The sequence below is a fragment of the Erwinia rhapontici genome, from assembly GCF_020683125.1.
GTDB classification, from domain to species: Bacteria; Pseudomonadota; Gammaproteobacteria; order Enterobacterales; family Enterobacteriaceae; genus Erwinia; species Erwinia rhapontici.
The window spans coordinates 337,850-353,507 of record NZ_CP085627.1; the positions used below are offsets into that span (position 1 = coordinate 337,850).

The 15,658-nt window shown below is 54.6% G+C and carries 14 protein-coding genes; 6 read left to right on the forward strand and 8 right to left on the reverse strand.

All coding sequences use genetic code 11. The features are described from left to right. Positions 1–91: 91 nt before the first annotated feature. Together LJN55_RS01430 and LJN55_RS01435 are read right to left on the reverse strand one after the other, a co-directional pair. Positions 92–946, reverse strand: coding sequence for a MurR/RpiR family transcriptional regulator (locus tag LJN55_RS01430; RefSeq protein ID WP_159337799.1), 855 nt, complete (start codon positions 944–946; stop codon positions 92–94). Positions 947–1,189: 243 nt separating this feature from the next. After that, entirely contained in the window at positions 1,190–3,112 is a 1,923-nt protein-coding gene (locus LJN55_RS01435; protein WP_227535563.1) for a bifunctional 5-dehydro-2-deoxygluconokinase/5-dehydro-2-deoxyphosphogluconate aldolase, read from the reverse strand. Positions 3,113–3,709: 597 nt separating this feature from the next. On the opposite strand from LJN55_RS01435, the gene iolD reads away from it, so the two are divergent. The 4 genes from iolD (at position 3,710) to iolE (ending at position 8,780) form a co-directional block, all read left to right on the forward strand. Further along, positions 3,710–5,650 (forward strand): 3D-(3,5/4)-trihydroxycyclohexane-1,2-dione acylhydrolase (decyclizing), encoded by a 1,941-nt coding sequence (iolD, locus tag LJN55_RS01440; RefSeq protein WP_159337803.1) that lies wholly within the window; start codon positions 3,710–3,712, stop codon positions 5,648–5,650. 199 nt (positions 5,651–5,849) lie between these two features. After that, a complete protein-coding gene (locus LJN55_RS01445; protein ID WP_167864248.1) occupies positions 5,850–6,863 on the forward strand; it encodes a Gfo/Idh/MocA family protein in 1,014 nt (337 codons plus the stop codon). A 91-nt stretch (positions 6,864–6,954) separates the two neighbouring features. Further along, on the forward strand, positions 6,955–7,839 hold the full coding sequence (locus LJN55_RS01450) for a sugar phosphate isomerase/epimerase family protein (protein ID WP_133844269.1): 885 nt from the start codon (positions 6,955–6,957) through the stop codon (positions 7,837–7,839). A 44-nt stretch (positions 7,840–7,883) separates the two neighbouring features. Further along, positions 7,884–8,780, forward strand: coding sequence for a myo-inosose-2 dehydratase (gene iolE / locus LJN55_RS01455; protein ID WP_227535564.1), 897 nt, complete (start codon positions 7,884–7,886; stop codon positions 8,778–8,780). Positions 8,781–8,838: 58 nt separating this feature from the next. Here the strand turns inward: iolE and LJN55_RS01460 are convergent, their stop codons facing one another. Further along, complete coding sequence (locus LJN55_RS01460) at positions 8,839–9,399, reverse strand: DcrB family lipoprotein (protein ID WP_200642604.1); 561 nt, start codon at positions 9,397–9,399, stop codon at positions 8,839–8,841. A 158-nt stretch (positions 9,400–9,557) separates the two neighbouring features. Further along, the gene (locus LJN55_RS01465; RefSeq protein WP_133844263.1) at positions 9,558–10,223 is read right to left on the reverse strand and encodes a 7-cyano-7-deazaguanine/7-aminomethyl-7-deazaguanine transporter; all 666 of its coding nucleotides are present in this window, start codon (positions 10,221–10,223) and stop codon (positions 9,558–9,560) included. A gap of 205 nt (positions 10,224–10,428) precedes the next feature. On the opposite strand from LJN55_RS01465, the gene tusA reads away from it, so the two are divergent. After that, entirely contained in the window at positions 10,429–10,674 is a 246-nt protein-coding gene (gene tusA, locus LJN55_RS01470) for a sulfurtransferase TusA (protein WP_133844261.1), read from the forward strand. Between the two features lie 173 nt (positions 10,675–10,847). Here the strand turns inward: tusA and LJN55_RS01475 are convergent, their stop codons facing one another. Further along, on the reverse strand, positions 10,848–13,115 hold the full coding sequence (locus tag LJN55_RS01475; RefSeq protein ID WP_227535566.1) for a zinc/cadmium/mercury/lead-transporting ATPase: 2,268 nt from the start codon (positions 13,113–13,115) through the stop codon (positions 10,848–10,850). Between the two features lie 310 nt (positions 13,116–13,425). Continuing rightward, on the reverse strand, positions 13,426–14,052 hold the full coding sequence (locus LJN55_RS01480; RefSeq protein ID WP_133844257.1) for a lysoplasmalogenase: 627 nt from the start codon (positions 14,050–14,052) through the stop codon (positions 13,426–13,428). Positions 14,053–14,204: 152 nt separating this feature from the next. Here LJN55_RS01480 and LJN55_RS01485 point away from each other — a divergent pair, with 152 nt between their 5' ends. Beyond that, positions 14,205–14,564, forward strand: a complete 360-nt coding sequence (locus LJN55_RS01485; RefSeq protein ID WP_227535568.1) for a DUF2500 domain-containing protein — start codon at positions 14,205–14,207, stop codon at positions 14,562–14,564. Between the two features lie 64 nt (positions 14,565–14,628). On the opposite strand, the gene LJN55_RS01490 is transcribed toward LJN55_RS01485, so the two are convergent. Together LJN55_RS01490 and rsmD are read right to left on the reverse strand one after the other, a co-directional pair. Further along, positions 14,629–14,898 (reverse strand): DUF1145 family protein, encoded by a 270-nt coding sequence (locus LJN55_RS01490; protein ID WP_133844253.1) that lies wholly within the window; start codon positions 14,896–14,898, stop codon positions 14,629–14,631. Further along, entirely contained in the window at positions 14,888–15,493 is a 606-nt protein-coding gene (rsmD, locus tag LJN55_RS01495; RefSeq protein ID WP_133844251.1) for a 16S rRNA (guanine(966)-N(2))-methyltransferase, read from the reverse strand. Before rsmD ends, LJN55_RS01490 begins: the two co-directional genes overlap by 11 nt. Positions 15,494–15,658 lie beyond the last annotated feature (165 nt).

The window sequence follows — 15,658 nt, forward strand, 5'->3', positions numbered from 1 at the left end:
GGGGCGGGGCATGGCTCGCCCGATGGCGCAATAAAAGGTTGATGTTAAAACGAGCGATAAAACGGGTGGCCCTCACAGGCTACCCGTTTTTTTATGGGCGGGGTTTATTCGGGTCGACGTTGGTCAGTGCCAGCGACACGGCCAGCGTCTGGGCCAGGCACAGCGAGGCGACCTGGGAACGGAAACCATCCACCTGCGCTTCACGCACCACAAAACAGACATCACTGAAGGCGGCGAGTGGGCTGACCTGGCTGTCAGTAATCGCGATCTGATGTGCGCCACGTTTTGCACCCAGCTCCACCAGCTCAACGGCTTCGCGTGCATACGGTGAGTAACTGATGGCAATCACCACGTCTTTCGGGTTCACCATGCTCAGCTGCTCAGCAAACATACCGCCCAGGCCGTCGATCAGAAACGCGCGGCGCTCCAGATGACGCAGAGCGTAAGTCAGATAGGACGCCACGCTGAATGAACGGCGTAAACCGATAACGTAAATGTTGTCAGCCTCATCCAGCATCTTCACCGCTTTTTCCAGCTGCTCAGGATTGACCTGCATCGCCAACTGTTGCAGCGCCTGCGAGTTGACCATGGTGAACACATTGAGGATTTCAGCCGGGCTTTCCGGGGCGCTGGCCGTTTCATCGGTGGCGGTCTGGCGGAACAAACGTGCGCGTTCGGTGTAGTTGACCGTCTCTTCCATCAGATGCTGGCGGAACACCTGCTTCATTTCATTGAAACCACTAAACCCAAAGGCATTTGAGAAGCGGATAAGCGTAGAGGGCGGGACATCAGCCTGCTGAGCGATAGAGGCAACGGTATCAAAGGCGATGCTGTTGCTGTTATCAAGAATATAGCGAGCCACCTGCTTCAGGCGTTTACTGAGAGTGTCGTAGCGGCGACGGATATCGTCCTGCAACAGAGAAAGTTGGGTCGGATTATTAGTCATTAACGGCTCGCAAAAAGTAAAATAGTGTTCTTCTGTGCGTTATTCTACCAGATGAACAAAAAATTTCACTTGATGACGAAAGCAGCGGCTTCTATTTCATCAGGGTTGGGAATCAGTTCACAAAATCGTAACCTTCTGCGTGCGCCGCGCAAAATAATAAATTCGTTTCAAAAAAAAAGGGTGACCCTGTACCAGGTCACCCTTATGGCCGTACCGTACATATACGGACGGCTGTACGGCGTTTTATTTCGCCGGACGCGCCTCACGCCAGTAGCCGATCAGCGTCAGGTAGTTACTTTTTACCTTATCAATCAGTGCGGCATCATCCAGCTCACCCTGCAACCACTGACGTGATGGCTGGCCGAAGATGGTGCGACCCACGGCAAAGCCTTTCACCCACGGTGATTTCGCGGCGGCAGCAAAGCCTGCTTTCAGTTCAGCTTCCGGTGCATCCAGGCCCAGCAGCAGAATGCCACGGCAGTGTGGATCGTGCTTTTCAATCAGCGCGCTGATGGCTTCCCAGCTGGCGTGTGACAGCGGAGGCAGCTTCCACCAGTCAGGCTGAATGCCCAGGCTGTAGAAATGGGTGAGGATCTCCAGATAATATTTCTCATCTTTATCCGGGTTGCTCTCCGGCAGGATCACTTCCAGCAGCAGCTCATGACCAGACTTGTTACAGCCGTTCCACACATCGAGGATCAGCGCATCCTGTTCCTGACGCATCTCTGCGCTGTCTTTCGGATGATAGAAGGTCAGACATTTGACCACGTGCTCCTGCGGCCAGTCGATCAGCTGGGAACCGATGTTGCCGTGTTCCAGACGCAGCGGACGTGAGCTGGGTAATTCGATAGGGCGACCAATCCACCAGCCTTTACCGGTGATGGCATTTAGCGCGGGCTGACCATAAGTGGTGTCTGCCAGGATACCGCAGCGGCCATCGTCCAGACCGGCTTCTTTCGCCGCAGCCTGCGCGCCCTGTAACAGCAGCAGCTTCAGGTCGGGAATACGTGCATCACTGACGCCCGCTTCTGCTGCCATATCGGCAAGCTGTTTACGGTGGTCAAAGGCAAAAATGTTCAGTTCGTTCCACTGCTGCTTACGGGTGGTCACGCGGTGCAGGTGGTTGAGGCGGCTGTCGAGATCCGGACGTTTCACGTCTTTGTCACGGCTCAGGAAGTCGTCCAGCTCTTCTTTAGTCGGCATGGCCGGGGCGCAGCCGTGGCGGGAAACAACCAGCGCGCCGCAGGCATTCGCGTAACGGCAGGCCTGCTCCCAGCTTTCATCGTTGAGCCAGCCGCGCAGCAGGCCAGACATAAAGGCATCGCCTGCACCGAGTACGTTCAGCACGTCAACGCGCACGCCGGTTTGCAGTTTGGTCTGTTCCCAGCTGTCCGGGATTTCGCCTTCAAAGACCACACAACCCAGCGGGCCACGTTTGCACACCAGCGTGGCTTTTGTTGCTTTACGCACATTTTTTAGCGCAGTCAGGCTGTCGGTGCTGCCACCCGCAATGTGGAACTCTTCTTCTGTTCCCACCACCAGATCGAAATAGTGCAGCACTTCCTGCAATTGCTGCGTGACACGCTCGGATTCCACAAAGCGGGTTTCGCCATCGCCCAGTGAGGTCAGGCCCCACAGAACCGGACGGTAGTCGATGTCCAGTGCGGTACGCAGACCATGACGACGTGCAATATCCAGCGCTTTCAGCACGGCGGCGCGGGTATCAGGATGTGACAGGTGCGTACCGGTTACGGCAACGGCACGCGATGAGGCGATGTAATCTTCCTGGATATCATCCGGGACCAGGCCCATATCGGCGCAGTTATCGCGGTAGAACACCAGCGGGAAGGTTTCCTGATCTTTGATCCCGAGGATCACCAGGCCGGTCAGGCGGGTTTTATCCGTAATCAGGCTCTGGGTATCACAGCCCACGCGTTGTAACTCTTCGCGCAGGAAGCGGCCCATGTGTTCATCACCGACACGTGCCAGCATGGCAGATTTCAGACCCTGAATCGCTGTGCCATAGGCAACATTGCCAGAGGAGCCACCAAGATACTTTGCAAAGGAGGTCTCATCTTCAAGGCGCGCACCGATTTGCTGGCCATAAAGGTCGACAGCGATGCGCCCGATACAAATCACATCGAGCGGCTTCTGTTGTGTACTCATACCTGTTGTTTCCTCTGTTTTTTACCCTGCCTCCTTGCCGTTTAACTGCCACGTCAATGATTGTGGGTAGTGCCGATGCTGTTGAGCGTTTCCAGCAGATCGGAGCCATCAGCCCGATCACATCCGGATCTAACATGTAGCGAAGTATGAGGAATAAAAATTCCAAATTCAATATGAAATGAAATTATTGCCCCAAAAGTGTGAGGAGGTTAAAACTCTTGCATCGTGGATTTCGCTACCCGGTGGGGCAGTGGCGTTTCACGGCATTACAGAGATGTGAGCGGCCTCTCAACTTTCTTAACGCGCATCAGGGAACATATTGAAGTGAAACGATTTTTCTCTTTTGGAAGTAAAGGTATTGTTATCGTTTCATTTACCCGATGTAAATCACCCCATTTACCCCCGTTGCACCGCAGAATTTGATCTCACTCGCAAAATGAAATGTTTCTTCTGTAATTGTGTTTAGTGAAAAAAATATTTGTTTATAATCGGCTCACGTTTCACTTATAGCTGTCGCCGTTTTGATCCCAAGGCGACCACAAATGCGAACCTCGGTGGACCTTATGATGTGGCCACCGATACTGAAAGGAAGAGCAAATGGGCAAGATCAGATTAACCACAGCACAGGCTCTGGTCAGATTCCTGGACAACCAGTATCTGTCGGTAGACGGCGTTGAAACCAAATTTGTTAAAGGTATTTTCGCTATCTTCGGCCACGGTAACGTACTGGGCTTAGGCCAGGCGCTGGAACAGGATAGCGGCGATCTGGTGGTCTACCAGGGTCGTAATGAGCAGGGCATGGCGCATGCGGCCATCGGTTTTGCCAAACAGAAACTGCGCCGCGAAATTATCGCCTGTACCTCATCCGTCGGTCCGGGTGCCGCGAACATGGTGACAGCCGCCGCGACCGCGACCGCCAACCGTATTCCTTTGCTGCTGCTGCCTGGTGATGTGTTTGCCACCCGCCAGCCGGACCCGGTTCTGCAACAGATTGAGCAAAGTCACGATCTGAGCATCAGCACCAATGATGCTTTCCGCGCTGTCAGCAAATACTGGGACCGCGTCAGCCGTCCGGAGCAGCTGATGACCGCCTGTATTAATGCCATGCGTGTGTTGACCGATCCGGCCGACACGGGTGCGGTTACGATCTCACTGCCGCAGGATGTGCAGGGTGAAGCCTATGACTTCCCTGACTACTTCTTCCAGAAACGCGTCCACCGTCTGGAGCGTCGCCTGCCCACCGAAGGCCAGCTGGCTGATGCAATCGCACTGATTGCCGGTAAGAAAAAACCGATGATCATCTGTGGCGGCGGGGTGAAATACTCCGGCGCGGGTGATGCATTGCGCGCCTTTGCTGAACGCTACAACATTCCCTTCGCTGAAACCCAGGCGGGCAAAGGCACCATCGTTTCTGACCATCCGCTGAACGTTGGCGGTGTGGGCGAAACAGGCTGCCTGGCGGCTAACCTGCTGGCAAAAGAAGCGGACCTGGTGATTGGTATCGGTACACGTTACACCGACTTCACTACCGCCTCGAAATGGATTTTCCAGAATCCGGACGTCAGCTACGTCAACATTAACGTCAGCAACTTTGATGCCTACAAGCTGGATGCTGTTCAGGTGGTGGCTGATGCGCAGGAAGCCCTGACCGCACTCGACAGCCGTCTGGCGGCAACCGGCTTCAGCAATGGCTGGGGCGAAAAAGTCTCACAGGCGCAGAGCAAACTGCTGAAAGAAACCCAGCGTGTTTATTCTTCCGTCTACAGCGGCACCGATTATGTGCCGGAAATTGATGATCATATGGATCGCGAAGCGGTATGGGCTGAGTTTAACCGTCTGACTGGCTCCTTCCTGACTCAGAGCAGCGTACTGGGTACGCTCAATGAGCGCCTCCCAAAGGATTCAGTGATTGTCGCGGCAGCGGGCAGTCTGCCGGGCGACCTGCAACGTATGTGGCGCACCAAAGATTACAACAGCTATCACGTCGAGTATGGCTATTCCTGTATGGGCTACGAGGTCAGCGCTTCACTGGGCGTTAAGCTGGCCGAACCGCACCGTGAGGTCTTCACGATGGTGGGTGATGGCTCCTTTATGATGCTGCACTCCGAGCTGGTGACCTCGATCCAGGAAGGCGCGAAGATCAACGTGATCCTGCTGGATAACATGACTAACGGTTGTATTAACAACCTGCAGATGGAGCACGGTATGGATAGCTTCACTACCGAGTTCCGTTTCCGTAATGCCGACGGCGGCAAACTGAACGGCGGATTTGTGCCGGTCGACTTCGCCGCTATCGCCGGTGGCTACGGCTGTAAAACCTATCGCGTCACCACCCTGGAGCAGTTGCAGGCGGCGCTGATTGATGCGCAGAAACAGACGGTATCAACGCTGATTGATATTAAAGTTCTGCCAAAAACCATGATCCACAAATACTTCAGCTGGTGGCGCGTAGGCGGTGCCCAGGTGTCCACATCAGAGCGCGTAGACGCCGTGGCCCAGATGCTGAACGAACATATCGACCAGGCGCGTGAATATTAATTATACCCTTCATTCTTCACGCTGCAGGTGCGTTGGCTGCGCCTGTTCACCCCAGTCACATAGTTATCTATGCTCCTGGGGATTCGCAGGCTTGCCGCCTTCCTGCAGCGAGAATTATTTTGGGTATAAACATTTGTTGTTTATTTAACGGGCATTTTTATTTCGCCCGCTCTTATCCCCCTACATGTAAGGACCTGTCATGACATTAAAATTAGGTGTAATCGGAACGGGCGCTATCGGCCAGGAACATATCCGTCGTTGCAGTAAAGTACTGCAGGGCGCGCAGGTGGTGGCGGTTTCGGATATCAACGTAGAGGGTGCCAAAGCGGCCCTGGCACGCATTGGTATTGAAGCTGAAGTGTTTGCCAACGGCCATGACGTGGTGAAATCACCGAATGTTGATGCGCTACTGGTGACCTCCTGGGACCCGACTCACGAAGAGTTCACCCTGGCGGCGATTGAAGCCGGTAAGCCGGTATTCTGCGAAAAGCCACTGGCGATGAGCGCGGAAGGTTGCCGTCGCATCGTTGATGCCGAAATCAAATTTGGTAAACGTCTGGTGCAGGTTGGCTTTATGCGCCCCTACGATAGCGGCTATCGTGCGCTGAAAGAGGTGATCACTAAAGGCGAAATCGGTGAGCCGCTGATGCTGCACTGCGCGCACCGTAACCCCACCGTGCCGGAAAGCTATACCACCGATATGGCGATCACCAATACGCTGATCCACGAGCTGGATGTGCTGCGCTGGCTGACCGAAGATGATTACAAATCGGTACAGGTGGTGTTCCCGCGTTCCACGTCGAAAACCCACGCTAAACTGCGTGATCCTCAGGTGGTGCTGTTTGAAACCCGTAAGGGCATTCGCATCGACGTGGAGATCTTCGTGAACTGTGCTTACGGTTATGACATTCAGTGTGAAGTGGTGGGTGAAGAAGGTATCGCCAAACTGCCAGAGCCGTCCGCCGTACAAATGCGTAAAGACGCCAAACTGTCTACGTCTATCCTGACCGACTGGAAAGACCGTTTCATTGATGCCTATGATGTTGAATTACAGGCATTTATTAACGACGCCACCGCAGGCAAGCTGACCGGGCCATCCGCCTGGGACGGCTATGCTGCTTCTGTCGCTGCCGATGCCTGCCTGAAAGCGCAGGAAAGCGGTGCGATTGAGCCGGTGGAACTGCCGCAGCGCCCGGCTTTCTACAATAACTGATCGCCAGGTTATAAGCCGGACGCGCTTAACCCCCGTCGACATGGCGGGGGATCACCGTAAAACAGCGTACTGATTTATCACGGAGAGTCTGATGAAAATTGCCTTTGATGTTGATGTCATTCGAGATTTAGGCATCACAAAAATGGTTCACCAGGTGGCTGACTGGGGCTACAAATATATTGAGCAGTCCCCGCATCCGCAGATCAACCCGTTCTATAAACATCCAAAAGCCAGCCGTGAAATCATCACCGAGTACAAAAACGCGCTGCGTGAGACCGGGCTGGAAATCTCCTCTTATATCGTTGTGTACCGCTGGTCCGGTCCGGACGAAGCGCGCCGTCAGGCCGCCGTCAGAAACTGGAAACGCATGATTGAGATCGCGGTTGAAACCGGTGTGCAGGTGATTAATACCGAGCTTTCTGGTAACCCGAACGAACCTGAAATCTGTGAAGAGATGTTCTATCGTTCGATGGAAGAGCTGTTGCCTATCGTCGAACGTGAAGGCATCCGCATCGAAATCCAGTCTCATCCGTGGGATTTCTGCGAAGAGAGCAATGAAACCGCCGACATGGTGAAATCGTTCCGCAGTGAGAACGTCAAGTATCTCTACAGCGTGCCGCACACCTTCTTCTACGACAAAGGGAAAGGGGATGTGAAAAGCATGCTGGAATATTCCGGTGTCGACTTGTCGCACGTGCTGATCGCGGACACCATGAACCACACCAAACACTGCCGCTATATTGTGAACCCGCCTGGCGTTGATGCCACGATTCACCAGCACGTGGGTGTGGGCGAAGGGGAAGTCGATTTCCAGACGCTGTTCCAGACGCTGCGTGATATGGACTTTGCTAACCGCACGTTCAAAGTCGGTGGTGAGTCAATTATTGCCTCTTCACTGTTCGGTTACCCGGAAAAAATGAATCGTCAGGCAGTGGAAACACGCGAACTGATCGAGCGTGAGCTGCTGAGAAAATAAAGCGGGGCGGCAATGGCCGCCCGGTGAACCTTTGAGGTAACACCATGAATAAAGATAACGTCAAACTGGCTATTGCACCGATCGGCTGGACCAACGATGACATGCCTGAGTTGGGTAGTGAGAATACCTTCCAGCAGATCGTCAGTGAAATGGCGCTGGCAGGTTTTACCGGCAGTGAAGTGGGCAGTAAGTACCCGCGCGATCCGGCCGTGCTGAAGCCGATGCTGGACATCCGTGGTATCGAGATCGTCAATGCCTGGTTCAGCACCTTCTTTGCTAACGGCGATAAAGCGAAAACTATTGATGAATTCATCAACCATCGTGATTTCCTGCATGCGATGGGGGCAAAAGTGATTGGCTGTTCAGAGCAGAGTCTGAGCATCCAGGGCACCACTAAAGCCGTGCTGGAAGAGAAACCTCACTTTACCGATGAACAGTGGCGTCTGACGGTGGAAGGCTATAACGAGCTGGCGAAACTGGCGGCTGAGAAGGGCATGACCGTGGGTCTGCATCATCATATGGGCACCGGTATTCAGACCACTGCCGAGGTGGATCGCTTTATGACCGAGACTAACGATGATGTTTATCTGCTGTTCGATACCGGCCACGCTTACTACTCTGAGGGATCCCAGGAAGCCATGCTGGCCATCCTGACGAAATACCTGCCGCGCATTAATCACGTGCACTTAAAAGACGTGCGTGATGAGGTTGTGGCGCAGGTGAAAAGCCAGAAGTTGTCATTCCTTGATGGCGTGAAGAAAGGCACCTTCACCGTTCCGGGTGATGGCGTGATTGATTTCGATCCGGTGTTTAAAATTCTCGACGATTTCGGCTACAAAGGCTGGATGGTGGTGGAAGCGGAGCAGGATCCTGCTCTGGCTAACCCATTTGAGTATGCGGTAAAAGCGCGTAAGTATATTCGCGAACACGCGGGGCTGTAAGAGCCAATAAAAAGCCCCCCGCACCAGAGGTGTGGGGGGCTTTTTTTACGCCATCAGATTATTTCAGCTGAATGGTGCTGATAATGCTTTCGGCTTCGGTTTGTGCCTGCTGCTGGTTTTCCGCAGGCAGCGTGATCTGCAGTGTCAGCAACTTGCCATCGACTTTACCCAGAACCACAGAAGACCATGAAGACTGGTTATTGGCAGAGATCACGGTGTCCAGCTGCTGTAACTGCTGGCCTTTCACGGTAATCGCTTTGTTGGTCACGACCTGAAGCTGTGCATCACGGTTACGCTGCTGCGCTTCAAGACGACCTGCCAGCACATCAAGCCCTTCGTTCGTGCTCTCACCATCAATCACGATGATCGCTTTCTGCCCTGACTCATCCGCATAGACGTGCATATTGTTTGCCTGAGTGCCGAGCTTACCGCTCTTGTCAGACATGCCTGCCGGCAGGGTGAAACTCAGTTTGCCATCCATCAGAGTGACATTCTGATTGGACTGACTGCTGCTGACGCCATTGTCATCGGCGGCAGCTTTCTCATCTTTCTTGCCATCACAGGCAGCCAGTCCAGCTACCAGCAGCGCGATTCCGGCATATTTCAGTAAGTTACGCATCAGGGTTCCTTTCACATTGGTCGCGTAGAGATCAGGTGCTTATACAATCGTATTCAGCCTTCAAAAGCAACTTATACCCGTCGTACTTCACGCTGCAGCGGTGTTGGCTGCGGCTCGAATGACTTGGGGTATATAACGGCCTGAGTTCAAACCTCAGATTAACCGAAGTTGACGCGGGTGCTATTGGATTTCTCTGCTAATCGTTTCAGCGCGGCATTCAGCAGCACGCCGTAAGCCGGCAGGAAGAACACCATACAGATAAGCACTTTGAAACTGTAATCCACCAGGGCGATCTCCACCCAGTGGGTGGCCATAAACAGGTCAGGACTTTTATAGAAGGCAATAAAGAAGAAAGCGAGGGTATCGCTGATATTGCCGAGGAACATCGCCGCCGCCGGGGCCATCCACCAGGCGGCTTTCTGGCGCAGGCGATTGAACACGTGGATATCGAGGATCTGGCCGAGCGCATAGGCCATAAAGCTGGCGCAGGCGATGCGGGCAACAAACAGATTCATCTCTTCCAGCGCTGCGAAGCCCTGCCATTCGCCCTGATAAAACAGTGCGGAGATGGTGTAGGAGATAAACAGCGCCGGGATCATCACGGCAAGGATAATGCGTCGTGCCAGTGGGGCACCGAAAATCCGTACCGTCAGGTCAGTCGCCAGGAAGATAAATGGGAAGCTGAACGCGCCCCAGGTGGTGTGCAAACCAAAAATTGCCACCGGCAGCTGCACCAGATAGTTACTGGAGGTGATCACCAGCAAATGGAAAAGGGACAGCCAGACCAGCGCGTGGGTGCGCTGGCGCGTAGAAAAAGCGATCATTGTTGTCAGCCTTTTTAGATTGGGGTGAGGGAACCCATGAAAATTTGTCTGTGTTTCGCTCAGGCGAATTCGCGGCATATTACCGCTTTGACCTGCTAATGCAATGGTTAATTTTAACGCAAACGTTATCGTTGCAGGCAATCCTTGCACACGCACCGACTGGCGCTAAAATAGACGCGTCCGTAACATAATGACTGAGAATATCATGAGCGACCTTTTCGCCAATCCCGACCAGACCCTTGATGCGCTGGGCCTGCGCTGCCCGGAACCGGTGATGATGGTGCGCAAGACTGTGCGCCATATGCAAGACGGTGAAACCCTGTTGATTATCGCTGATGACCCGGCCACCACGCGCGATATCCCTGGTTTCTGCCGTTTTATGGAGCATACGCTGGTGGCTCAGAACACCGATGTTCTGCCGTATCAGTTTTTGCTAAAGAAAGGATTGTAAGGTGCGGGTCGGGCATGCCCGACCCCTACGATATCCGGCGCTATCCCGGTGTGGCGATGCATGCCCGACCCACAACCTTGTACGTTGCACTATCCTGCCGTGGCGACGTATGCCTGGTCTCTGGTTGCGCTATCCCGTAGGGGCGAGGCATGCCTCGCCCAACGTTTACCCCGTTATTTCTTTCGTAACAACCGCAGTGCGTTAGCGGTTACTAACGCTGTCGCCCCCGAGTCTGCCAATACCGCGAGCCACAGTCCCGTTATCCCCAGTAACGTCGTCACCAGGAACAGCCCTTTCAGCCCCAGCGCCAACGCCACATTCTGGCGGATATTGGTATGGGTTGCGCGCGACAGGCGGATCATCGTGGCCAGGCCATTAAGCCGGTTATGGGTCAGTGCGGCATCGGCGGTTTCCAGTGCGACATCACTGCCGCTGCCCATTGCAATACCGATGGTAGCGGCCTTCATCGCCGGAGCATCATTAATGCCGTCACCGACCATTGCTACCGGCTGCTGCTGATTAAGCTGGCTGATTGCCGCGACTTTATCTTCCGGCAACAGGCCTGCGCGGTAGTCAATATTCAGCTCAGTGGCGATGGCCGCGGCCGCGCGTGGATTATCGCCCGTCAGCATCACGGCCTGGATGCCCAGTGATTTCAGCTCGTCCAGTGCAGCTTTGGCATCGGCACGCAGCGTATCGCGCAGCGCAATGATCCCCAGCAACTGCTGGCCATCATGCATCAGCACTACGGTATTGCCCGCGTTTTCCAGGGTTTCCACGTTCTCTCGCTGCGGTGCCAGCAACTCTTCAGGCAGTTTTGATGGTGCGCATATGGAAAGTAAGCGACCACTCACAATTGCTTCCACACCGCTGCCCGCCAGGGCGCGTTGCGCTTCGGCTTCAGGGATGGTCAGCTGTCGGTCTGTTGCCGCAGCCACAATCGCCAGCGCCAGCGGGTGGGAGGAACCCTGTTCAATGGCGGCAGCCGTTGCCAGTAACTGATCCTCATCCAGTGCGGCCAGCGGCAGAATAGCAGTGACCTGCGGTTTGCCTTCGGTCAGGGTGCCGGTTTTATCAAAGGCGATGGTACGTACGCTGCCCAGGTTTTCCAGCGCCGCACCGCCTTTAATTAATGCACCCCGGCGTGCCGCAGCGGCCAGCCCGGAAGTAATCGCCGCCGGCGTGGAAATCACCAGCGCGCACGGGCAACCGATCAGCAGCAGTGTTAATCCTTTATAGATCCACGGTTGCCATTCAGCGCCCATGAGCAGCGGCGGTACCAGCACCACCGCCAGCGACAGTGCAATAATGGCTGGGGTGTAGATACGACTGAAGCGATCAAGGAAACGTTCAATCGGCGCGCGCCGCTCTTCGGCTTCTTCAATCAGATGCAGAATGCGGTCAATGGCACTTTTACCGGGTTCGGACACCACTTCCAGCTGCACCAGTCGATCCACGCTCAGGCAACCAGCGGCGATGGTTTCATTTTTCTGGCGTTCAACCGGCACTGACTCCCCGGTGAGGGCACTTTCATCAAAGCTGGCAAAAGTACTGAGCAGTTTCGCATCGGTGGGCAGCCGCGCACCGGCGGCCACTTCAATGACATCTCCGGGGCGTAACGCGTTCACCGCCACGTTTTCACGCAGACCTGAACGCAGGCGTAGCGCCGTATCCGGCTTCAGTGCCATCAGCGCAGTCACACCTTTGCGTGCACGCCCGGCGGCAAAGGACTCCAGCCTCTCTCCCAGCATAAACAACAGCAGCACCATCGCCGCTTCTGCGGTAGCGCCGATAAACAGTGCGCCGAGAGCCGCAACGGTCATCAGGGTTTCAATGCTGAATGGCGACCCGCTGCGCATCAGACGCAGGGCGCTGCGGCCAATCGGCCAGACGCCAACCAGTGTGGTCAGGGTAAAGGCCAGCGTGCCTGCCGGATGATTCAGGCTACTCAGCAGTGCACTTATCGCCATCAGTACAGCCAGCAGAATCAGGTTCACATTCTCCTGCCAGAAACTCTGTTCAACTTTAGGTGCGGTGGGGGCATCGCTGCGCTGTAATTGAAAACCGGCGCGAGCCACTGCCCGTTCAACGTCATCACGGATATCGCTGCTGGCATCGACCCGCAGTTTTTCGCTGGAAAATACCACGCGCGCCATGGCTACCTGAGGGAGTTGTTTTACCGCGGTTTCTACCTTGCGTGCGCAGGCCGGGCAGTCCATCCCTGTCACCTGCCAGCTGAAGCTTAATGCGCCAGCGGGCCTGTCACCCTCATCATCGGGGTCGTTCCCCGAACTGCAGGCTGTATCTTCACAACAGGGTGCATCAACGCCTGCTGCGCTGACAGCGGTGATTTTTTGAATAACGGGACGCGGGCGGGTGCTGCATCCGTGCTGTTTGCTGGTGTGCTGGTGACCACAACCACATGAAGAGTGCTGGTGCATAACGCCTCCTGACAGGTATCGGCGGGCACCAATGCCCGTCGAAGCCTATCTTACACTCTGGAGTGGACTCCAGAGTCAAGCGCTATACCCGTCATACTTCGAGCCTCAGGTGCGTTGGCTGCACCCGCTCACTCCAGTCACATAGTTATCTATGCTGCTGGAGACTATGAGCCTCATCCGTGAGGCTCACCCTGCGGGCTTGCCGCGTTACTCGGCCTGGCCTCGCCCCAGGGGGGCAGCGCGTTGCGCGGTTCAAAAAGGCTAAAGCCTTTTAGTCCTGAAACTCGAATTATTTAGGGTATGGTACAAATTACAACCACAGGGCGCGCACAATCATAAAGTGACCGCCGAAATAGCAGGCGGCGATAATCGCACTGTCAGCGCTAAAGCGGCGGCGATAATGGCTGACTAACCAGACGATGTTACCCAGCAGTAGCAATATTGCTCCGGCCATCAGGGTAAAGGCATCTTCGGACGGCAGAACAAAATAACGTTCCGTCGCCAGCCAGACCATCAGCAGTGCCATACCGAAAAAGGTGCAGATCGGCCAGCGCAGTTCTTCCAGACGGCTCCAGATCGTGGCGATTACCACGCCACCGACGATCAACAGCACTAACGGGATGGGCCAGAACACACTGAGCGTCATCTGGCTGGCGAAGTAGAGGGTATAAAGCAGGTGCGACAGGAAGAAAGCACCGATGGCATACAGCATACGTTTGGTGGGCAGTAACGTGAGCGCATCACCCACCAGTGTTGCCAGTACGCCCAGCAGAATCAGGTAATCAGTGGTTGCCAGCACCGGAGCCTGCCACGCCCAGGCCAGCAGCAGCAACATGGTGACGGGTTTAAATACCCAGCGTTGCCACTGTGGGCCACGATAGGAGGCATCAACATACAGCCAGCCGGAAAAAAGAACCGCAAGGAATGACCAAATCATAAATTGTCCCTGTTGTTATAGATGAAAGTGATGCAACTTCACTCAGTCTAGGTGAAGGGGGGGGGATGTGACAATGAGAGGTCTCCGGTTGTATCCTGTTGCGCACGCGATGCACATACTCACCTTTTTACCTTCAGGAGGATGAAGAAAACATGAAGCCCCCTCTGATCTTTTTTATCGTACTGGCCGTGATCGCCATCTTAGCAACCCGTCAATTTATTAAGCAGCGGCGTGAAGTGGCGGTTAATGATGCTTCGCCGGTACGGTCTCTGGTGGTGGAAGTGAAATCCAAGCGAGAATACCCGGCTCCGAACCGCCGTTCACGCCAGCGCGAACATATTCCGGTAGAGGATATGCGTTATGAAGCCTGGTTCCACCCGTTAAACGGGGCAGGCGATTTTAAGCTGGGGTTAACTGCCGGGGATTATCATCAGATGGATAAGGGCAGTAAAGGTGAGCTGAAGGTCAAAGGTTCACGCTTTATCAGTTTTGTGCCTGAGACAGCACCCTGATGCGATGCCGGAAAATGATCTTTCCGGCACGCAGACCCCGAACCTGATGAGGGAACGCGGCGGGTTACTGCTTAGGAAAATTCTTCTTTTGCCAGGCCAGCAGTTCAAAAACCCCGAAGAAAAACACTTTAATCTGCATCAGACCGCTCAGTTTTTCTGCGCCTTTCGGTTGAGTGGTGCGCATCAGCACCAGTTGCAGACCATGCATAATCACCATGAAAAACAGCGCGACGTTAACAAAGTACGTGAGCGGTTTCGGGAACGGGTGTACCACGTTAAGCAGTAAAAAGGCCCAGACGAACAGCATCAGCACGCGGCCAGCATTAATCAGCATTGGAAATCTCCTTGTCAACACGGTGACGAATATACAGGCGGTAGGCCACCTGTCCGGCAATTTTCTCGCGGTGAAGCTGCCAGTTTACCGGGACGGGCGGGATGCCGTGCTCCACTTCACTTTCAACATACACCAGCGCGCCATCGCTCAGCCAGCCGTTGCTCTCCAGTAACTGGGTGGTTTTCTCCAGCAGTCCCTGACGAAACGGTGGATCGATAAAGACCAGCTGATGTTCATCCCCTTTTTGCGCCAGAAATTGCAGGGTGTTGGTATTGACCACGCGTCCGCTCTTCGCTCCAAGGGTCGCGAGGTTTTTTTCCAGCTGCTGTGCCACCGGGCGCTCCAGCTCCAGCAATGTGGCGCTGGCGGCATGGCGTGACAGTGCTTCCAGACCGAGTGCACCGCTCCCCGCATAGCAGTCGAGGCATTTTGCCTGCTGAATATCAGCGGCCAGCCAGTTGAACAGGGTTTCGCGTACCCGGTCAGTGGTCGGGCGCAGGCCCGCGCTGTCGGGAACCGGCAGCTTACGACCGCGCCACTGCCCACCAATAATACGTATTTGTCCTGCTGCGCCGCTGCGGGGTTTCTTATTCATCTTGCTGAACTCTTAATAATTTGTTGCATAGTTTAACGGGCTAACCGGGCGGAGGAAACGTAAAAAGGGTGCTGTGATGCGCTTGGCAGAAAGTGTTAGACTAAGAGATTAATTAACAGATTAATTTTCGTACCGGAACCGGAACGGTTTTCCCGCGAGGAGTGT

Bases quoted from the DNA above. Each gene is read 5' to 3' on its own strand.
- LJN55_RS01430 (WP_159337799.1), bottom strand. From the start codon at position 946: ATGACTAATAATCCGACCCAACTTTCTCTGTTGCAGGACGATATCCGT.
- LJN55_RS01435 (WP_227535563.1), bottom strand. From the start codon at position 3,112: ATGAGTACACAACAGAAGCCGCTCGATGTGATTTGTATCGGGCGCATC.
- iolD (WP_159337803.1), top strand. From the start codon at position 3,710: ATGGGCAAGATCAGATTAACCACAGCACAGGCTCTGGTCAGATTCCTG.
- LJN55_RS01445 (WP_167864248.1), top strand. From the start codon at position 5,850: ATGACATTAAAATTAGGTGTAATCGGAACGGGCGCTATCGGCCAGGAA.
- LJN55_RS01450 (WP_133844269.1), top strand. From the start codon at position 6,955: ATGAAAATTGCCTTTGATGTTGATGTCATTCGAGATTTAGGCATCACA.
- iolE (WP_227535564.1), top strand. From the start codon at position 7,884: ATGAATAAAGATAACGTCAAACTGGCTATTGCACCGATCGGCTGGACC.
- LJN55_RS01460 (WP_200642604.1), bottom strand. From the start codon at position 9,399: ATGCGTAACTTACTGAAATATGCCGGAATCGCGCTGCTGGTAGCTGGA.
- LJN55_RS01465 (WP_133844263.1), bottom strand. From the start codon at position 10,223: ATGATCGCTTTTTCTACGCGCCAGCGCACCCACGCGCTGGTCTGGCTG.
- tusA (WP_133844261.1), top strand. From the start codon at position 10,429: ATGAGCGACCTTTTCGCCAATCCCGACCAGACCCTTGATGCGCTGGGC.
- LJN55_RS01475 (WP_227535566.1), bottom strand. From the start codon at position 13,115: ATGCACCAGCACTCTTCATGTGGTTGTGGTCACCAGCACACCAGCAAA.
- LJN55_RS01480 (WP_133844257.1), bottom strand. From the start codon at position 14,052: ATGATTTGGTCATTCCTTGCGGTTCTTTTTTCCGGCTGGCTGTATGTT.
- LJN55_RS01485 (WP_227535568.1), top strand. From the start codon at position 14,205: ATGAAGCCCCCTCTGATCTTTTTTATCGTACTGGCCGTGATCGCCATC.
- LJN55_RS01490 (WP_133844253.1), bottom strand. From the start codon at position 14,898: ATGCTGATTAATGCTGGCCGCGTGCTGATGCTGTTCGTCTGGGCCTTT.
- rsmD (WP_133844251.1), bottom strand. From the start codon at position 15,493: ATGAATAAGAAACCCCGCAGCGGCGCAGCAGGACAAATACGTATTATT.